General features: G+C 56.9%; 16 protein-coding genes. 10 read left to right on the forward strand and 6 right to left on the reverse strand.

Annotation, left to right across the window (positions count from 1 at the left end; translation table 11 throughout):
• Positions 1–67: 67 nt before the first annotated feature.
• Positions 68–403, reverse strand: coding sequence for a BrnA antitoxin family protein (locus tag ACZ5AL_RS02105; protein WP_464511852.1), 336 nt, complete (start codon positions 401–403; stop codon positions 68–70).
• A 163-nt stretch (positions 404–566) separates the two neighbouring features.
• Here ACZ5AL_RS02105 and ACZ5AL_RS02110 point away from each other — a divergent pair, with 163 nt between their 5' ends.
• Positions 567–860: a hypothetical protein gene (locus tag ACZ5AL_RS02110; protein ID WP_464511854.1), complete on the forward strand. Its 294-nt coding sequence runs from the start codon at positions 567–569 to the stop codon at positions 858–860.
• A complete protein-coding gene (locus ACZ5AL_RS02115) occupies positions 857–997 on the forward strand; it encodes a hypothetical protein (RefSeq protein WP_464511855.1) in 141 nt (46 codons plus the stop codon). Before ACZ5AL_RS02110 ends, ACZ5AL_RS02115 begins: the two co-directional genes overlap by 4 nt.
• Positions 998–1,589: 592 nt before the next feature.
• On the opposite strand, the gene ACZ5AL_RS02120 is transcribed toward ACZ5AL_RS02115, so the two are convergent.
• The 3 genes from ACZ5AL_RS02120 to ACZ5AL_RS02130 form a co-directional block, all read right to left on the reverse strand.
• Positions 1,590–2,522, reverse strand: a complete 933-nt coding sequence (locus tag ACZ5AL_RS02120) for a bifunctional metallophosphatase/5'-nucleotidase (RefSeq protein WP_464511856.1) — start codon at positions 2,520–2,522, stop codon at positions 1,590–1,592.
• A 63-nt stretch (positions 2,523–2,585) separates the two neighbouring features.
• Entirely contained in the window at positions 2,586–3,359 is a 774-nt protein-coding gene (locus ACZ5AL_RS02125; protein WP_464511858.1) for a 5'-nucleotidase C-terminal domain-containing protein, read from the reverse strand.
• Positions 3,360–3,440: 81 nt separating this feature from the next.
• Positions 3,441–4,622: a CaiB/BaiF CoA transferase family protein gene (locus tag ACZ5AL_RS02130; protein WP_464511859.1), complete on the reverse strand. Its 1,182-nt coding sequence runs from the start codon at positions 4,620–4,622 to the stop codon at positions 3,441–3,443.
• Positions 4,623–4,817: 195 nt separating this feature from the next.
• Here ACZ5AL_RS02130 and ACZ5AL_RS02135 point away from each other — a divergent pair, with 195 nt between their 5' ends.
• The 5 genes from ACZ5AL_RS02135 (at position 4,818) to ACZ5AL_RS02155 (ending at position 9,724) form a co-directional block, all read left to right on the forward strand.
• A complete protein-coding gene (locus tag ACZ5AL_RS02135; RefSeq protein ID WP_464511860.1) occupies positions 4,818–5,261 on the forward strand; it encodes a single-stranded DNA-binding protein in 444 nt (147 codons plus the stop codon).
• Positions 5,262–5,323: 62 nt separating this feature from the next.
• Positions 5,324–5,866 carry a single-stranded DNA-binding protein gene (locus ACZ5AL_RS02140; protein ID WP_464511862.1) on the forward strand — a complete coding sequence of 181 codons (543 nt, stop codon included), beginning with the start codon at positions 5,324–5,326 and terminating at the stop codon, positions 5,864–5,866.
• Between the two features lie 240 nt (positions 5,867–6,106).
• On the forward strand, positions 6,107–7,645 hold the full coding sequence (locus ACZ5AL_RS02145) for an acyl-CoA dehydrogenase family protein (protein ID WP_464511863.1): 1,539 nt from the start codon (positions 6,107–6,109) through the stop codon (positions 7,643–7,645).
• Positions 7,646–8,263: 618 nt separating this feature from the next.
• Positions 8,264–8,983: a phosphoribosylformylglycinamidine synthase subunit PurQ gene (gene purQ / locus ACZ5AL_RS02150; RefSeq protein ID WP_464511864.1), complete on the forward strand. Its 720-nt coding sequence runs from the start codon at positions 8,264–8,266 to the stop codon at positions 8,981–8,983.
• A gap of 96 nt (positions 8,984–9,079) precedes the next feature.
• On the forward strand, positions 9,080–9,724 hold the full coding sequence (locus ACZ5AL_RS02155; RefSeq protein ID WP_464511866.1) for a rhomboid family intramembrane serine protease: 645 nt from the start codon (positions 9,080–9,082) through the stop codon (positions 9,722–9,724).
• A 30-nt stretch (positions 9,725–9,754) separates the two neighbouring features.
• Here ACZ5AL_RS02155 and ACZ5AL_RS02160 read toward each other — a convergent pair whose 3' ends face one another.
• Positions 9,755–11,188, reverse strand: a complete 1,434-nt coding sequence (locus ACZ5AL_RS02160; protein WP_464511867.1) for a carotenoid oxygenase family protein — start codon at positions 11,186–11,188, stop codon at positions 9,755–9,757.
• Positions 11,189–11,625: 437 nt separating this feature from the next.
• On the opposite strand from ACZ5AL_RS02160, the gene ACZ5AL_RS02165 reads away from it, so the two are divergent.
• The 3 genes from ACZ5AL_RS02165 to ACZ5AL_RS02175 all read left to right on the forward strand — a co-directional run bounded on the left by ACZ5AL_RS02165 (position 11,626) and on the right by ACZ5AL_RS02175 (position 16,312).
• On the forward strand, positions 11,626–12,522 hold the full coding sequence (locus ACZ5AL_RS02165) for a cyanophycinase (RefSeq protein ID WP_464511868.1): 897 nt from the start codon (positions 11,626–11,628) through the stop codon (positions 12,520–12,522).
• Positions 12,523–12,637: 115 nt separating this feature from the next.
• Positions 12,638–13,501: a DNA-methyltransferase gene (locus tag ACZ5AL_RS02170; RefSeq protein WP_464511869.1), complete on the forward strand. Its 864-nt coding sequence runs from the start codon at positions 12,638–12,640 to the stop codon at positions 13,499–13,501.
• A 54-nt stretch (positions 13,502–13,555) separates the two neighbouring features.
• Complete coding sequence (locus ACZ5AL_RS02175; RefSeq protein WP_464511871.1) at positions 13,556–16,312, forward strand: N-6 DNA methylase; 2,757 nt, start codon at positions 13,556–13,558, stop codon at positions 16,310–16,312.
• Positions 16,313–16,383: 71 nt separating this feature from the next.
• Here ACZ5AL_RS02175 and ACZ5AL_RS02180 read toward each other — a convergent pair whose 3' ends face one another.
• A complete protein-coding gene (locus ACZ5AL_RS02180; RefSeq protein ID WP_464511872.1) occupies positions 16,384–17,592 on the reverse strand; it encodes an SGNH/GDSL hydrolase family protein in 1,209 nt (402 codons plus the stop codon).
• Between the last annotated feature and the right edge of the window lie 11 nt (positions 17,593–17,603).

A 17,603-nucleotide genomic window follows, 5' to 3' on the forward strand; every position in this document is an offset into this window, starting at 1 on the left:
CCTGCCTGAGCTTACAGAAGTGAGAGCGCTCTGGCCGAATGGGGAAGCCCCTTTGGTTTGGAGACTATCACGAATCCGCAGAGCGCTCGTCTTGCATGCGTTTCGCCAAGACAAATGTTTTCAGTACATCGTTGATGCGGCTCTGGTAGCCTTCGCCATCGTGCTTGAAGTACCTGACGATGTCTTCATCAAGCCGAATTGTGATGCGTTTCTTTTCCGAAGTGGGTACCACCGCTTGCGCGATCCGAAACCAGTCCGCATCCACTGCATGCGTGTCGGGATCTGCGGCGATGTCCTGCTGGATTTCGGCATCCGTCTTTGCTTGGAGGGCCTCCCAGTCGGTTTGGCTCTCCATGTCGTCCAACTTGTCAGCGGATACGGTTGTAATAGAGGGCTCGCTCATGGTCTCGTGCGCGTCGTGCTGAAATAATTCGATAGCGATTGTTGCGTTGTTTGATATGCGACCACGGCATAAACGTCGCGGAGGTGCGTGCCCTTACGGAGCAGATTCCCGAGACCGGCGTTAGATCCCCTCAAGACACCGATGAAAAGACAGCACCCCCGTCATGGATATACCCAAAAAGATCGTCACGGATGAAAACCAACAGCCCGTAGCCGTCCAGATTGATTACGCGGACTGGCTGGAGATTGAACGTGTGCTCGACCTGGAATCGACGAGCGCAGCGTCTTCAACGAAACAAGGGGGGAAACAGGATGAGTCGTCGCTGAACGAACTCGCAGACGCCGCCGCACCGCACTGGCAGAGCGGCGATGGCCTTGAATACCAGCGTCGCATCCGCGCCGAATGGACGCGTCCTTGGGATCCGGAAGCGGAGGAAGGTCAATCAGCGACGACATGACTCTACTTCTGGGTTCAGTTATCCTTATCGACTACTTGAATGGGATCGACGCATCTCGTGCATACGTTGAGATGCACGAACCGGATACAGCGATCTCTGTCGTTATCATGTTTGAGGCGGTGCCGTACCGCGTGTAAAAACATCGCTTGGTAGCGGTAAGATGTTAAGTGGTCTACATCATCGCGACTCGCTCAAACCCCCTCTCCCTTATTCCGCTTCGCTCCATCAGTCGCCCTGCGGGCTCGTATCGGGTTTCTCCCCCTTGGCTAAGGGGGAGATGTCCACAACCTGAGATGGTGATAATCGTTGATGATCGCTTGCCTGTCCTGAACTCGATTTAGGATCTGGATGACATTCGAGGGGGTGGCATTTGGGTTGAAAGGAGCCTTCGTCTCCAGCACCGTCCCCCCCGACACGTCATCCTGAACTTGATTCAGGATCCACTCGCCCGAGCAGACGCCCAGGTGGGTTCTTCAGGTGGGTTCTTTTTGTGGGGTCCAACAGTCTCTCATTGAACAGACGGTGGGGAAGTCAAATTTCCCATCAACGAAATATCAGAGAGAAAGTTATGTGTAAGGACTAGCCTTAGCCAAGGGGGAGATGTCCACAGGATCACGTCTGCGGCGAAGCTCGAAGACAAAGGGGTTCGAAGAAGACAAAGCAGCGGTGTCCAATCGCTTTATCATTTAGCGTCTATCCACTACCCATCGCTTGTTGATCGCGGCTCTCTTACCCCACCCGAACCCGATCATCAACCGGGTACTGGTGGTGGGCCCACTGCTGTACGCGTCCGTCGGTGTCTACGATTACGTCGATGCGTCCGAGGCGGATGCCGGCCCAGCCGACCTGCGCGATCTGCGTTTCGGCACTGTGGTCGTGGGGCACCACGTGCGGCTCATCCAGAAAGGTATGCGTGTGTCCGCCCAGAATCAGGTCGATGCCTTCCACCTGCTCGGCCACGCGTACATCGCTTACGCGGTCGCTGTCGTACTGGTAGCCCAGGTGCGAGAGGCATACCACCAGATCGCAGCCGTCCGCGCGGAGCTGCTGCACCATCTCGCGAGCCACGCCGACCGGGTCCTCGTACGATACCCCTTCGTGCAGCGAAGGCAAGACGAGTCCGTCAAATGCGATGCCGAGCCCAAAGAGCCCGACCTTCAGCCCGCCAAAGGTGCGCGTGGTGTAGGGCGCTACGTGCGGCTCCATTGGAGAGCCGTGCACGTCGTAGTTCGACGAGACAAACTCGAAGTCGGCATGAGGCAGCGCCTCCATGAACCCGTCCACGCCGTTGTCGAAGTCGTGGTTGCCCAGCGTAGCGATGTCGTAGTCCATGGCCGACATCGTTTTGAACTCGATCTCGCCCTCAAAAAAGTTGAAGTAGGGCGTGCCCTGAAAGATGTCGCCGCTGTCGAGGAGCAGCACATTGTCGTTGCGAGCGCGGATGTCGTCGATGAGCGCAGCGCGGCGAGCCACACCACCCAGCCCCGCGAAGCGTCCGCCGTCGTCGGGGAAGGGGTCGATGCGCGAGTGGGTGTCGTTGGTGTGTAGGATGACGAGGTGCGTCCGATCGCCGGACGCCGCCATGCTGAGTCCGGGCCACAGCGCGGCGCCCGCGGTAGTCGCTGCAAGGGTGCGGAGGAAGTTGCGTCGGGTGGTAGCCATGGTAGGGGCAAGGCAGTTGGATGAAAGAAAACAATGCGCATCCACTAAGAAACGCTGCAGGCGCTACTCGATGCGCTCGATGCGGCCTTCGATTTCGGCGGTGAGGGTGCCCAGGTCGCGGAAGTACTCGATGAAGGCGTCGCGCAGCAGCATGGGCAGCTCTTCGCGTGGCGCCTCTTCAAGCACGGGTGGACCGCCGCCATCGGCGAGGTAGTCGGATGTGACCACGCGGTACTCGGCTTCGAGGTCAACCGGCGCACCGTCGATCTGGAGGTCCTCAATGTCGCCCGAGTTGGCATGTACGCGGAAGGAGAATCCGGCGATGGGTTCGCCGCCGTAGATCTCCATGATCTGCTCGGCAAACGTTATGACCTCGGCCCCCGAGAGCGTGACCACCACCAGGCGGTTTTCGAAGGGCATCAGTTCGTAGACCGTGCCCACGGTAATATCGCCGGGACCAATGGGGATGCGCAGGCCGCCGTTGTTGGTCATCGCCATGTGCACGGGCCCCTCCGACAGCTCGCGAGCGTGGTGCAGCAAGGCATCGGCAGCCAGGTTGCCGAGCGGCCCTTCTGGATTGCCCTCGGTGAGCTCTTCGGGCGCATGGGCGATCACCGTCTCGACCTCGGCTTCCATCTGGTCGCGATACGGAGTCACGAGGGCTGCGACCTCTTCGTCCTGCTCCAGCGAGTCGGAGATCTGTGTATACGAAATGTCTACGCGGCTAGTGGGCTCGTCTGACTCGTCGGCAGCCGGTTCGGTAGTGCCGCAGGCGGTGGCCACCACGAGCAGCGGCACCAGCAGCCAGGCGGGCACGCGCAAGAGAAGGCGATTCATAGAGCAGTCGGTGGGTGGATGCAAAGTAAGACGGGGTGGGTACAGCCCAACAATACGAGAGCTGCTCCGCACGGATCCACACTACGTACACACAACAACAGCATCAGCCTGCAGCGTGGCGATGTCGTCTGGTATGCATCCCAGCTGGTTACGCAGCACGTCAGCGGTGTGGGCAGCGTACCGAGGCGGGGGCAGGATCGAAGTCGAGGGGGCGTCGGCGGCGTATTGGCGGAGTCCAGGGGGATGCGCCGCGTCGTCGCTTCGCATTACCATATCCTCGGCATGCGGATCGGCAAATACGTCGGGGAGGGGGCGCACAGCACCAGCGGGTACGGTACGGGCTTGCAGGGCATCCAGTAACGCGTTGCGGGGGTGCGTCCGGATGGCGCTCCGCAGCGCAGCATCAAGCGCCTCGCGATGCGCCACACGGGCCGCGTTGGTGGCGAAGCGGTCGTCGGTCACCAAGTCGGGACGTTCCAATACCTCGCAGAGCGCAGCAAACTGCCGGTCGGTGCCCACCGCTAACACGATAGCAGACCCATCGGCGGTCGAATAGGCCGTGCCGTACGGGGCAATGTTTGGGTGCGCCGATCCCATCCGCTGCGGCACGTGGTTCGCCACCAGGTAATTGGTCGCCTGATTGGCGAGTCCGCTAACGGCGGCCTGCATGAGCGATACCGGCACGTATCCGCCTTGCCCGGTCTGTGTGCGGCGCAGGAGTCCGACGAGCAGCCCCTCCTTGAGCTGATGCGCGGCCAGCACATCCATAAGCGCAACGGGCATTTTGGTGGGTGGACCGTCGGCAGCTCCGTTCATCGCCATGAATCCGCTCTCGGCCTGGATGACGGCATCGTAGCCCGGACGCGGGTTGTCCGGTCCATATCCGGTGATGTGTCCATACAGCAGTGCCGGGTTCAGCGCCCGCAGCGTGCCGGGATCGGCGCCAAGTGCTTCGGCGCGACCGGGGCGGTAGTTGGCGATCACGATATCGGCATCGGCGGCCAGCTCGTGGAGCAGCGCCTGTCCGGCATCGGTCGATAGATCGATCGCAACCGACTGCTTGCCGGCGTTGCAGGCACAGAAGTACGCCGATCGGCTGTCGGGCGGCGTCTCGCCGGGGGCTGTCCACCGCCGCGTGACATCGCCCTGCGTACGCGGATTTTCGATTTTGATGACGGTCGCCCCCAGCTCGGCAAAAAACTGCCCGACGCTAGGTCCGGCCAACACGCTGGCGAGTTCGAGAACGGTGTACGAGTCAACCATGCTTTGCCTTTTTGGGATACAGACACACTGCAGTTGTCTCAACCGGACGAACCGTCATAGGGGTCCGTGCCTGTTTCACGTTATGTTTACAGTAGAAATGGGTCGAAGCGATACAGGCATCGGGTGCGATGTAGTTTGGCAGCCAGGTGGTGATGCCTATTCATCGATTGCATACCATCAATCCATCATACTGTTATGGCACAGGGCATAAACAAAGTGATTCTGATTGGCTATTTAGGAAACGATCCCGAACTTAAACATACGAACAGCGGTACGGCTTTGTGCACGTTCCCGGTGGCTACAAGCGAGTCGTTTACCAATCGCAACGGGGAACGCGTTGAGCGTACCGAGTGGCACAACATTGTAGCCTGGGGGCGCCAAGCGGAAACGTGCAGCGAGTATTTGGAAAAGGGCCGTCAGGTGTATGTGGAGGGCCGTTTGCGAACAAGCTCCTGGGAAGACAACGACGGCAATACGAAGTATCGCACAGAAGTCAATGCGGATCGGGTTGTGTTCTTAGGCGGACCGAGCACGCGGCGCCGCTCCTCGGACTCCCCACAAGCGGTTGCACAGGTAAGTGAGCCGCCGATCGACGCGTATACAACAGTCCCGAGCACCGCCACGGATGTCGATTCATAAACGGGCTTAGATGCACGACTACCTTTTTGTCATTCTGTTTTTCATGACCAACACGCGCAATTATGTCTGTCAATAAAGTGATTCTCATTGGACGGCTCGGGCAAGATCCGGAGCTCAACTATACAAACAGTGGTACCGCTGTGTGCAACATGCGGCTGGCCACCAACGATAGCTACACGAACCGTGATGGCGAGCGGGTCGAAACCACCGAGTGGCACGATGTGGTGGCGTGGGGCCGCCAGGCGGAAACGTGTGGCGAATACCTTTCAAAAGGACGCCAGATTTATGTGGAGGGCAAGCTCGAAACGCGTTCGTGGGACGACCGCGATGGCAACACCCGGTATAATACGGAGGTGCGTGCACGCCAAGTTACCTTCCTGAGCGGCGATGGACAGGCGCCCGGTGGCGGCGGCGGTGGCAGAGGCGGCCAAGACCGCATGAATCAAGATCGCGGATCCAGTAGCTTCGACCAGAGCCGTCAGCCGCGTAAAGGCCAACAAGGTGGTCCGGGCGGAGGCGGCAACCAGCCACAGCGTCAACAGCAGCAAAAGCAGCAACAACAGCAAGAAGAATCGTTTGAACCCGATGATGACTTGCCGTTTTAGCGTCTTTTGATCGGAGATCTGTTTTGTGAATGCTGCAACGGTGGGGGCGCCTGTCCGGGCGTCCCCACTGGTTGTTGTGGGGGAATGCCTCATTCTGTGTGCAACCTGTAATCCTCCTTGATAAATCTACGATTATTTCGAGATTGTAGACTATATCCCCCAAAACGAGCGATCTTTCGGCGCTCCGCCGGGTACCGTTACATATGCGTACCATGTTTTGATGATAGCGGCCCCTACCCTATGAGTATTGCTCCCTACCTCTCCGACGACATCCGGTCGTCTGTTGACTTTGCTTCGTTTCTCAACACCTTTCGTCACAAGCTCCGCACGGTCTTTCGCGAGCGGGGCGACTTCAACGCGGTGAGCGTCAATCGCGGGTTGCCTCCGTACATGTTGCGTGAGGTGCAATCGGCTACGCCGCTGGCTGCGTTTATCCCCGAAGAATACGGCGGACGCGGAGGGCACATTCACGAATGCCAGGCTATTTTGGCGGCAGCCTCCTACGAGTCGCTTGCGCTCTCGCTCACCTTTGGCATTAACGGCGCCCTATTTCTGCAACCCGTTACGAAATATGCAAATGAGGACGTAAAAGGGCCGATCTTTGAGCGCTTCTTGAAGGATAAAAACATGGGCGGGCTCATGATTACCGAGCCCGAGTACGGCACCGATGCGTTGAACATGAAAACGTCGTACGTTGAGACGGAGAACGGATACCATCTTGAGGGGATCAAGCACTGGGCCGGCCTCACCGGATGGGCCGACTTCTGGCTGCTCACTGCACGGCGCCAATCATCGAGTGGCCAACTTAGCCGCGATATCGACTTCTTCATCGCCGACATGAATCAGCCCGCGCAAATGGTGGAGGTGGAGGAGATGTACGAAAATCTCGGCCTCTATCTCATTCCGTATGGGCGGAACCGGCTTGACCTTACCGTGCCCACCACCCACCGGCTCGAACCCGAAAGCACGGGCATCAAGATGATGCTGGATACGCTGCACCGCAGCCGCATCGAGTTTCCTGGCATGGGCATGGGCTTTTTGAAGCGCATCCTCGATGAATCGCTGGCTCACTGCAAAGAGCGCTTCGTAGGCACCAAGTCGCTGTTTGACCACGATCAGGTGCAAAAACGTCTGGCGTGGATTCAGGCTGCGTTTACGGCATGCTCTGCGATGTGCCTACACACCAGCGAAACCGCGCAGATCGAAAACAACATGGCCAGTAGCAACCTGGCTCCCAACGCGACCAAAGCTGTTGTCACCGATCTGATGCAAGACGCCGCCCAATCGTTCTTGCAGCTCTCGGGCGGCAAAGGCTATCGCCTCGACCACCCTGCCGGACGCGCCACGGTAGACAGCCGCCCATTTCAAATCTTTGAGGGCTCCAACGATGTGCTCTACCAGCAAATTACGGAGACCGTACTCAAATCGATGCGCCGTGCGAAAGAGTCGAACTTGGGCACCTTCCTAAGTGACCTCGACGCCATGCACCGTGCGGCTGACCGCTTTGGCGAAGCCCTCGACTTTTCGCTGGATAGCTCCACGCTCTCGCAGCGTAAAAGCGTAGAACTCGGGCGCGCCCTTGGTCGCATCACCATCATGGAGTACATCATTGAGCTTGGCGATCGAGGCTTCCGCAGCGACCTGATCTCGAATGCGCTCCACGTGATGGAGCAAGAGGTGCACCGCCTACTCTGCTCGTACCAACGCGCTCCCGAACCGCTGGCCGTTGATGCCTATGACGATGAAGAGAGCAGTTGGCTCAACTTCGTAAAGGCGTAGTAGTGCGCTGGTAGTGCTGTGTCACAGGCCAATCTTCGGGTAACACATGGCCACCTAACGTACCGAGAATAACTCACAATCTTGTCATTGCGAGTGCAGCGACGCAATCTCATGCCATCAGGCCGGGTGCAGCCGCCCAATCCACGGCATGAGATCGCACCCCAGGAGTACTCGTTCGCTAGCGCTCACAGCGCCGCGTCAGTCGCAGGGCTCCCTCCTCGCGATGACAATGTTGGACCAGGTAGCGGTAAGGTATTAAGTGATTGACATGTGGTTTACATCATCGCAACACGCTCAAACCCCCTCTGTCTTCGAGCTTCGCCGCAGGCGTGATCCTGTGGACATCTCCCCCTTGGCTAAGGGGGAGAAACCCGTAGGGAGAGGGGGTTCGAACAAGACAAAACTGCGGTCTCCAACCACCTTATCATTTAGCGTCTATCCACTACCTTGGACCATAACATTCAGGTGTGACAAAGTAGTGGTATTCGTTTTCCCACAGGAGGAGCCTCACGGGCTTTTCATTGGAATGCGGTACGCGAATGCTTAGATGCTACCTACATTGGAGACAAGCTCATCGCTATCTCCTCCTATGTTTTCTCCGACTGGCTTCGCTTTCCTATGGCCCGCTTTGGCATTGTCACGTTTCCCGGATCGAACTGCGACCACGACGCCTACCATGCTGCCAAGCATGTGCTGGGGGCAAAGGCTTCCTTTTTGTGGCATCAAGACCGCGACCTGGCTGATGTGGATGTTGTGGTGCTGCCGGGTGGGTTCTCCTATGGCGACTACCTGCGCTCGGGAGCCATCGCTCGGTTTTCACCCATCATGGAAGCCGTTATTGAATTCGCTCACGACGGCGGATACGTGCTCGGCGTGTGCAACGGCTTCCAGGTGCTATGTGAAGCCGGACTCCTCCCCGGCACGCTCGCCCGCAACGATTCGCTGCGGTTTGTTTGCAAACCTACCACCGTACGCGTAGAACGCACCGACACGCCGTTCACCCGTCGGTATGCGCCCCGCCAGGTGGTGTCGCTTCCCGTAGCTCATGGCGAAGGCCGCTACGTGGCCGACGACGAAACGCTCGATGCGCTTGAAGCCAACGATCAGGTTGTCTTCCGATATACCGATGCACAAGGCCGCCCCGATCCAACCGCTAACCCGAACGGATCGGCGCGCAACATTGCTGGCATCTGCAATGCCAAACGCAACGTGCTGGGTCTGATGCCCCACCCCGAGCGCCATGTGGAGGCCCTGCTCGGCTCCGACGACGGACTGCCGCTCTTTCAATCGCTCCTCGACACCGTCGCCGACGAAGTGCCTGGGCATGCAATGGGGTAAGAATCTCCACAACGTTATCTTGCGGTTCTGCCTACTCGCCGTGCACGCATGCCCGGCCTATCGGTGCTTGTGCTCAACTGACTCCTCCTTGTTTGTATGCCGTTTGAGGACCCGATTTCGCTGCTCGATGTGCCGGTAACCAGTGCCCTGTTACTGGCCAACATTGCCATCAGCTGGTACGTGCTGTACGTCAATCCTCGGTTGATGGAGCCCCTCTCGTTTCAGCCATATCGGGTGTTTGAGAATGGGGAGTATTATCGCTTTGTGACAGCCGGGTTTGTGCACGGCAGCGTAGGCCACCTGGCGGTGAACATGATCACGCTCTTCTTCTTTGGCCCGGTGTTAGAAGGGCTGCTGGGCTCGTTCGACTTTTTCCTGCTGTATGTCATCAGTGAGGCGCTTGCCCATACGGTTGTCTTTACATACCACTACACCGACCCCCGGTATGCATCGATTGGTGCTTCGGGCGCGGTAAGCGGTGTGGTGTTTGGCTTCTGTCTGTTTTTTCCGCTGGAGCTGCTCTATCTCTTTTTTGTGCTGCCCATTCCTGCCCTTCTGTTTGCGGTAGGATACGTCGTGGGCTCCATCTATGCGTTCCAGAAGAACCGTCGCGATGGCCAGCGGGGCGGCATTGCGCATGAGGCCCACATCGGCGGAGCCATTGCCGGGGTCCTCGTCACCATTGCGCTGGATGGACGGGCAGTTACGTCGTTTGTCGATTCCATCTCGTCGCTTCTATAGCCGTCGTACCCGGAGGCTGCTCCCAACAGACTACCGATGTAGTCCACGCAGCGGATCGTCGGCATGCAGAAACTGGCCGTGGAAGTTGAGCGGGATAGCCTGTGGCGCCTCAGCACGCGCAATTTCGGTGAATGAAGTCGCGTCAAGCACGAGCAGAAAAGAACGCTCGGCAGCTGCATCAAGTACCACCGAAAGTACCACCCCGTCGTCTTCTTTCGTTCCGTTTGGATCAGCCACAAACACGGGCTCGCCCGGAAAGCAGTCCGGAGCGTGCCAGTGCTGCGCGGTGCCGGCCGACACATCCACCTTGACAAGTTCATCGGTGAAGTGCCCTGGGGTGCGGTTCCCGGCTCCATAGGCATAGCGATATGCCCGTCCGTTGTGCTTTGCGTAATGGATGCGAGGCACCTCTATCCCCACATCGCAGAGACGCTCGTGCGTAACGGTGTGCTCGTTGAGATCGACCCGAAGGCGTTCGGGGCGGGCCATCTCCACATCGGTCCAGCCGCTACGTAGCGCATCCAGATACATCCGATCTACAATCCGCGCATCCGGGTAAGCAGCCATGTCGATGCAGAGGGTGTCGTCGTCCTCAAACGCATTGATGTGATGAAACGCAAACATCGGATCGGTAGAAACGGTGGTGAGGCGCTGTCCGGTATCGCGTTCAAACACATGCACCTGCGTACCGCGCTCGGGCTGCCACTCGAAGTTCTCGATGAACGGGCGTCCGGTAAGCAGCACCTGCAGCGGATCAACCACGAGCGGAAAAGCGACCAGCGCCAGGTAGCGGGGCGTCATCGCAAAGCTGTGCATATACGCCGGGCGGCGCACGGTGTGGGTGCCCAGTTCGTGGCGTGTATTGGTGGCGGCGTCAATGCGGAAAAGGCGATACGTGCTGGTTGGCTTCGAGAAGTCCACGACATAGCTGTAGAGCGTGCCATCGGCAGTGCGATGTGGATGCGCCGTGGTGAGCGGACCGCTAAGCGTGTCGTCGAAGGAGTGCACGCCCAGCGTATCGAGCGTGTACGGATCGAAGCGAACGGGCATCGGCGTTTCGGTAAGCGCCACCCAATCGCCTGCCAGCCGGTGGATACTCACGTTGGCGTTGTCGGTAAGCTGCGGACGAAACACCGTCATGACGCGCTCAAACAGCGATCGACATGGATCCGTGGCAAATGCCGACTGCGTGATGCGATGCTCGGATTCGGCCTCGGTATAAGCGCTGCTTCGCAGAAAGCGGTTCCGATACGACACACCGTCGCCTGTCAGCGTAAAGGCGTGCAACAGCGCCAGTCCATCAAACCAGTGGTTATAGCTGTCGTCGCCCACCTCAAACTGTCCGGGACCATTGCGCACGAGCGTGCCGCGCAGCCACGGGGGGAGCGTGCCTTTTACAGTGAGGGACTGGGCCTCAGGATGTTCGGGCTGGGACGTGAGTCCGAGGGCGTAGGGAGCAGGCATCGTAATGAGATAGCAGCGGGAGACGAACGCGACGTATGCTCTCCACCCGTGGGATGCGAACACGTTTCAACCTGCAGCGCACCACGGTCAAACGTATCAGCTTTGTTGGCAGCAGAGGGGCCTCCACCGATAGGTAGAGATGTGAGCGAGGCGTTCTTGCTTGCCACGCGTTGGTAGCCTACCTTAGTCAGAGCCGCTACGTAACTCAATAAAACTATGTTTACACCTTGTCATCGCGAGGAAGGAGCCCTGCGACTGACGTGGCGCTGTGAGCGCTAGCGAACGAGTACTCCTGGGGTGCGATCTCATGCCCTCGACCTGGGCGGTGCCGCCTGGTTCGATAGCACAAGATTGCGTCGCTACGCTCGCAATGACATAGTCAAAGATACTTTTGTGGGTCTACTTAGTCTGCAATCTGTTGTATTGAGAACCTTGCTATGTCCCGATCTTTTCTGAGTTGGCTGTTGGTGCTCATAGTTGCTGGGGGTACCGGTGCCATGGTTGGATGTGATGCTGCGTCAGGACCTTCCGATACGGCCAATGGCTCCGACCCGGTAAATGGAGAAGGCGGACTGTTTATCATCGGCGGCGGAGCGCAACCTGATGACATGGTGGCTCGCATGATTGCCGAAGCTGGCGTGGATACAAGCGGGCAAGCCGTCATCCTGCCCATGGCTGATGCCGATCCGCTCGATGCCATTGACGAGGTGAAGGCGCGCCTGGAGGCCGCCGGAGCACAATCGGTGCAGGGTGTGCATCTTGCCGGCGGCAACCATCCGACAGACGAAGACCTGGATGCCATTCGGTCGGCACAGCTCATCTACCTGACGGGGGGCGATCAGCGACGGTTTATGGACCGGGTGGAGGAGACCGCGATTCCCGATGCCATCCACGAGGGATACGACCAGGGGGCGATCGTAGCGGGCACCAGTGCCGGCGCGGCTGTGATGGGGGGACACGTGATTACTGGCGATGAACAGCGCTATGACGAGTATCATCCAACGTACCGCACCCTCGAATCCGAAAACCTGATTGTGCGTGACGGACTCGACCTATGGCCGAATGCGATCATCGATCAGCACTTCATCTATCGTAGCCGCTACAACCGCTTGCTCACTGCCGTGCTCGAAAAGCCATCGTTTATCGGCGTCGGGGTTGACGAATCCACCGCCCTCTTGGTAACTGACGAGCAGGCAGAGGTGGTGGGCGACTGGCAGGTCGTTGTTGTGCAACACCCCACCGGTACGACCGCGACCAAAGACAGGCTGTTGGGCGGGCGCGGTCTCACGATTGATATATACCTGCCGGGGGATGCCGTATCTGATCTGTTGTGAGGAGGGCCTGTACATCTATTGGGCTGAACACACCGCAGGGCCAATCCAACCAAGAGCTCTACGATACGTACGGAGACGCGTACATCATTAACCAATATCAGAGGCGCACACCACCATGTCAACGCTGAACTCCTTTCGTAATTCGCTGATTGAGGGCGACTGTCTGGATGTGTTGCCCACACTGCCTGACAAATCGGTGGATATGATTCTGTGCGATCTCCCGTATGGCACCACCCGTAATAATTGGGATAGTGTGATACCATTGAAGCCGCTCTGGGAGCAGTATCTGCGTGTCATAAAAGACCGGGGCGCTATTGTGCTTACCGCGCAGGGCTTGTTCACAGCCAAACTCATTATGAGTCAGGAGCAGCACTTCAAATATCGCATCATCTGGGTCAAATCCAAAGCGACTAATTTTCTGAATGCCAAGCGGCAACCCCTCCGAAAACATGAGGATATCTGTGTCTTCTACAAGAAAGCACCGACGTACAACCCCCAGATGAGCGAGGGCGATCCGTACGACAAAGGGGTGCGTAAAGACCAGTTAACAGGCAGTTATGGCGACTTTGATCCAGCGCATATCAAATCAAGCGGCGCGCGCTACCCCACCGATGTTGTGTATTTCAAAACCGCAGAAAGTGAAGGCGAGGTGTGGCACCCGACTCAAAAGCCCGTGGCACTGGGGCGCTATCTGGTGCGCACGTTTACCAACCCGGGGGATGTGGTGATGGATAATGCGTTTGGCAGCGGTAGCTTTCTTGTTGCTGCCCACCTGGAAAATCGCGACTACGTCGGGATCGAAAAAAACGCCGAGCTTAAACGCTTCAAGGGGCGTGATCTTGATTGTATGGCCGTTGCGCGTGAGCGTCTCAACGCTGCAAATGCAGAGAACGACCCTGCGACTTTGCGTAATCCGACAAATGCATCTCCTACGGAAGCAACCCTCGATCTATTTGCGGATGAGGGGTCCCCGTCGTAGTAACGGAGGAATAGCCCATCCGGTCTTTTAATCTCGCATTGCTTCGAAAGTTATATGTCCGTTGTATACAACGAGCGTAGTTGGGCTATTGACTTGATTTCGTATTTGAGTCAGCGTATTCAAGAGAAGCAGTTGGGCATTCGCCGTATAGGAGGAGAGCACACCGTACAGGATACAGAAGGCCCTCTATTCCCCGATGTGCTCCTTTTTGGAGATCGTGCTGGACAAACGATCTTGCAGGGGTGGGAACTTAAAATGCCAGACACATCCATCACCGACTCTAAACTTATCGAAAACGCCTGTGAAAAGGCAAGACGGCTGAGGGTGAACAGCTTTGTGGTTTGGAACGTCAACCAGGCCGTGTTACACGTCTCCGATGATGATCTAGAGGGGTATGCTCCCAAGCAAACCTGGACGCTTGCAGGACCACCCATCAAAAATCGCAGCAATGTTGCGCAGCGAGAGTCAGATTGGAAGCAACTCGCCAATCGGATGTTGCGTGACGTGGGAAGGTTTTTTCAGCGAGGGGTACTGCAGGACCGAACATTGATCGAAACGTTTTCTGATGATGCATTGATCGAGGCGCTGTTTTCTAGTGCTTCTGAAACAGCCCATCAGTTGCAAAAAGTTATGCGGCGCGATAATCAGTTTCGATCTCGTGTCGAATTGTGGTGGGCGAAGGTTCAGTCTGAGTACGCCACACGTGACCAAGTCGACGTCCTTGCCCATCGCGTGTTGGCAGGATGGATTGGCAAAATCATCTTCTTGCATGTTCTGAAGTCAAATTGTACTACTGCCTATGCTGCAAACGATCTGCACGCAGAAACGGAAATAAAGGATGCATTCAATTTGCTAAAGCAGGTAACAGAGTCATGTAATTTTGCACAGGTATTTAGCAAGCATCTTGGCGAAGAGCAGATCCCACAGCATGCATGGAGGCGTCTGTTAGAGCTGAACGACTTCTTTGCAACAGTTGATATTGAAGCCGTTGGGACAAAAGCCTCCCAGGCTTTGTTGCACAGTACTGTGTCGGTCGCCCAACGAAAAGCCGCTGGACAGTTCACTACCCCTCCATCGCTGGCACGCTTTCTTGTACGTGTGGCTGTGCGTGATCAGACAAAAATGGTGTTTGATCCCTGCTGTGGCACTGGCACAATTGCCGCCGCCGCGTATAGTGAAAAGCGATCGCTTGGGAAGTCTTCAAGTAATGCCCGAGCAACAGTGTGGGCGAGCGATAGGTTTGCATTTCCGCTTCAGGCCGCTACGCTGGCTCTTGCCGATCCAGAGCATATGGGACATGTGCTCCACATCTTCCAAAGCGATGTGTTAGACCTGTACCCCGGAAAGCCTATCACTTTTCATGATCCCCATACCGGTTCCGATATTGAAAAACCACTTCCTGATGCACATTGCGTCGTTTCTAATTTGCCTTTCGTGCAGTTTGAGGACGTCGAAACGTCTAGCTCTACAATTAAGCGGATTAATGAGCATATCGCAGCCGAGACAAATGAGACTGTTCAGTTACCCCGGCGTAGCGATCTATACGCATACCTGCCATTCCACATCTGGACACTTTTAGAGAACGAGGGGCGAGCAGGGCTCATTTTGTCAAATGCTTGGTTAGGTACGGACTGGGGACAAGCCTTCCGTGATGCACTACATATGTTCTTTCATGTCGAAAAGGTTATCGTATCGGGAGAGGGACGGTGGTTTCAGAATGCTGATGTTGTGACGAGTCTTCTTGTACTGAGCAAGCGCAAACCGATACAGGCGCCTCCTGACGATGAAGAGACGGCCTTCATTACCGTCAAGAAAGATATTTCTGAGCTTACAAACCAAGAGGCACGTCGCGTTGCAAGTTATGCGACGCTTGACCGTGCAGAAGACAATTGGACAGATGTAGAAACGTATAGCACGTCAGAAATCCACAATCTGAAGCAGACGGGTGTTGAGTGGACCGCCCTCTTTGCCGATGTGGAATGGTTGGCATCCGTTCATAAAAAGATGGTTGCGGCGTCGGACATTTTTGATATTGGACGAGGCGAACGCCGCGGATGGAATGCTCTGTTTTACCCATCGGATGAGCATGATATTGAAGACCAATATCTCAAACCCGGACTAAAGCAGCCCGCAAAAGCAAAAGGGCTTATCGCAGAGCCCGACATTGAAGTGTTTAGCTGCACGCGAAGCATCGAAGAGTTAAAACAACTGAATCACTCTGGGGCGTTGTCTTGGATTCAGCGGTTTCAGCACGAAACCAACACCAAAGGTACTCCGCTTCCTGACGTGCTTGCACGATCAGGGCTTCATTGGTATGAAATGAAGGCGACCCGTATGGCTGATCTGGTACTTCCTGTAAATCCATTCAAACGGTTGTTTATTCCAAAACTAAGAGAGGCCTCCTTTGTCGATCAGCGGTTTACTCGCTTCTCGCTTACTGATGCAAACGTATCTACAAATCTTTGTCATGCGTTGATGAACAGCGTGGTTGGATTATTTCTGATTGAAGCACTGGGGTTTGGGCGTGGACTTGGGGCCCTTGATTTGAGTACGACCCGAACAAAGCGACAACTTCATCTTCTTGATCCCCGGCGTTTGAATAAAGCACAGAAAAGGCGCATCCGGGAAGCCTTCCGACCGCTGAAGCAGCGCGCTGTCCATCCGCTTCCAAAAGAACTGGAACAAAGAGACCGCAAGATCTTCGACGCGACTGTGTTGAAAGCCTTCAATATCAGCAGCTACGCACCAGAGATACGAAATGCTCTGATGCGACTCTATTCCATCCGAATGGCTGTAGAAACATCACGTTAGACATACCAACACCCCACCCGAGAGCCCTCGGACAGGGTGCATTTGTGGTAGTAGACGTAGCCGTCAGCGTTTTAGTTACCCGCAGAGAGCGTGGTGCCGTACACATCGTCAATGGCTTCGGCCGACACAGTCGCAATCGTTTCGTGCGTGCTGCTGCTGGGATGCACGCCATCGAGCGAGAAGGCCGGGCCGAAGAAGTTGGCTGGATCCGTGACATCCGGAAACGGCGGAATGTCGCCGTCATCACGGAGGTCTTGCAGCACCTCATTGGTCGGCGCATACGCCCATCCGCGATCCTGGGCTTCGGCCTGAATGAAGCTGTTGAATGCCGCAACGCGTTCTTGTAGCATTGTGATTTCGCCGCCATCCAACACGCGTTCGTCGTCGGCGCAGTTCAGCGTTACATCCTCGCCTTCAAGGGCTGCGGGGAGCAGGTCGAGCAACGCATAGTTGGCGGGAACCAGCGTGGTGGTGCCTTGCGCCCCCGCCTCACAACTGGCATCCACGGTAAACGAGCCCCAGGCTGGGCTTTCAGAGTCGCCAAACGCATTGATTTGATCCTCAGCCTGGGCATACGCGGCCCCTACCGAGAAGTGGGGGATCAGCGTCACATCCGCTACGCCGTACAAGATACCGCCTTCTACACCGCTCTCTTCGAGCGCATCCAATGCCTCCGTGTAGCGGGCCTCGAAGTCAGCGGTAGAGGTGAGGTTGTCATCGGTTACGATGCCCGACAGTGCTGTGGGGAGCACGTCGTTGTTGCCGCTCCAGATGCTTACGAATGTCGGTTCAGCAGCAAGGGCCGCCTCCACCTGCGTGCGTCCGCCCAGGAAAAACTGCGTAAGCGCGTTGATATTGCTGGCCTCGTCAACATTGTTGGTGAGGTCAATAACTGCCGAGCCGGGCACCGCAACGTTGTTGAGACGCGTGGGCAGCGGCGTTTCACGTAGAGCACACTCTACATCGCCGGTGCGCTCGCCGGTGATCGGATCAATGATGGGTGGCGGACAGCCATCGCCCGCGAGGGTGGGGATGTCGAACGGCGTGCCCATTTTTTCGGCGAGGAGCACGGGGTAGGCCTCGCCTTGCGTGGTGGCGGAGATACCGTTGGATTGAAAGCCGGCGGTGATGCTGTTGCCCAGCGATACGTAGCGGGCAAACAGGTCGTCTTCAACAGGGGGAGGCGTAAGGCTGTCGTCATCGCAGCCGGTAAAAACCAGAACAGCGGCGAGCAGCACGCCAAGCAGCGTCGAGTAAGAAGCGCGTTGAAAATCAATCATGGGAGACAGAG

The organism is Natronotalea proteinilytica (assembly GCF_055379935.1).

Coding starts and splice junctions, on each gene's coding strand:
- ACZ5AL_RS02180 (WP_464511872.1), bottom strand. CDS start 17,592: ATGATTGATTTTCAACGCGCTTCTTACTCGACGCTGCTTGGCGTGCTG.
- ACZ5AL_RS02165 (WP_464511868.1), top strand. CDS start 11,626: ATGTCCCGATCTTTTCTGAGTTGGCTGTTGGTGCTCATAGTTGCTGGG.
- purQ (WP_464511864.1), top strand. CDS start 8,264: ATGGCCCGCTTTGGCATTGTCACGTTTCCCGGATCGAACTGCGACCAC.
- ACZ5AL_RS02175 (WP_464511871.1), top strand. CDS start 13,556: ATGTCCGTTGTATACAACGAGCGTAGTTGGGCTATTGACTTGATTTCG.
- ACZ5AL_RS02170 (WP_464511869.1), top strand. CDS start 12,638: ATGTCAACGCTGAACTCCTTTCGTAATTCGCTGATTGAGGGCGACTGT.
- ACZ5AL_RS02105 (WP_464511852.1), bottom strand. CDS start 403: ATGAGCGAGCCCTCTATTACAACCGTATCCGCTGACAAGTTGGACGAC.
- ACZ5AL_RS02155 (WP_464511866.1), top strand. CDS start 9,080: ATGCCGTTTGAGGACCCGATTTCGCTGCTCGATGTGCCGGTAACCAGT.
- ACZ5AL_RS02130 (WP_464511859.1), bottom strand. CDS start 4,622: ATGGTTGACTCGTACACCGTTCTCGAACTCGCCAGCGTGTTGGCCGGA.
- ACZ5AL_RS02160 (WP_464511867.1), bottom strand. CDS start 11,188: ATGCCTGCTCCCTACGCCCTCGGACTCACGTCCCAGCCCGAACATCCT.
- ACZ5AL_RS02115 (WP_464511855.1), top strand. CDS start 857: ATGACTCTACTTCTGGGTTCAGTTATCCTTATCGACTACTTGAATGGG.
- ACZ5AL_RS02120 (WP_464511856.1), bottom strand. CDS start 2,522: ATGGCTACCACCCGACGCAACTTCCTCCGCACCCTTGCAGCGACTACC.
- ACZ5AL_RS02125 (WP_464511858.1), bottom strand. CDS start 3,359: ATGAATCGCCTTCTCTTGCGCGTGCCCGCCTGGCTGCTGGTGCCGCTG.
- ACZ5AL_RS02140 (WP_464511862.1), top strand. CDS start 5,324: ATGTCTGTCAATAAAGTGATTCTCATTGGACGGCTCGGGCAAGATCCG.
- ACZ5AL_RS02110 (WP_464511854.1), top strand. CDS start 567: ATGGATATACCCAAAAAGATCGTCACGGATGAAAACCAACAGCCCGTA.
- ACZ5AL_RS02145 (WP_464511863.1), top strand. CDS start 6,107: ATGAGTATTGCTCCCTACCTCTCCGACGACATCCGGTCGTCTGTTGAC.
- ACZ5AL_RS02135 (WP_464511860.1), top strand. CDS start 4,818: ATGGCACAGGGCATAAACAAAGTGATTCTGATTGGCTATTTAGGAAAC.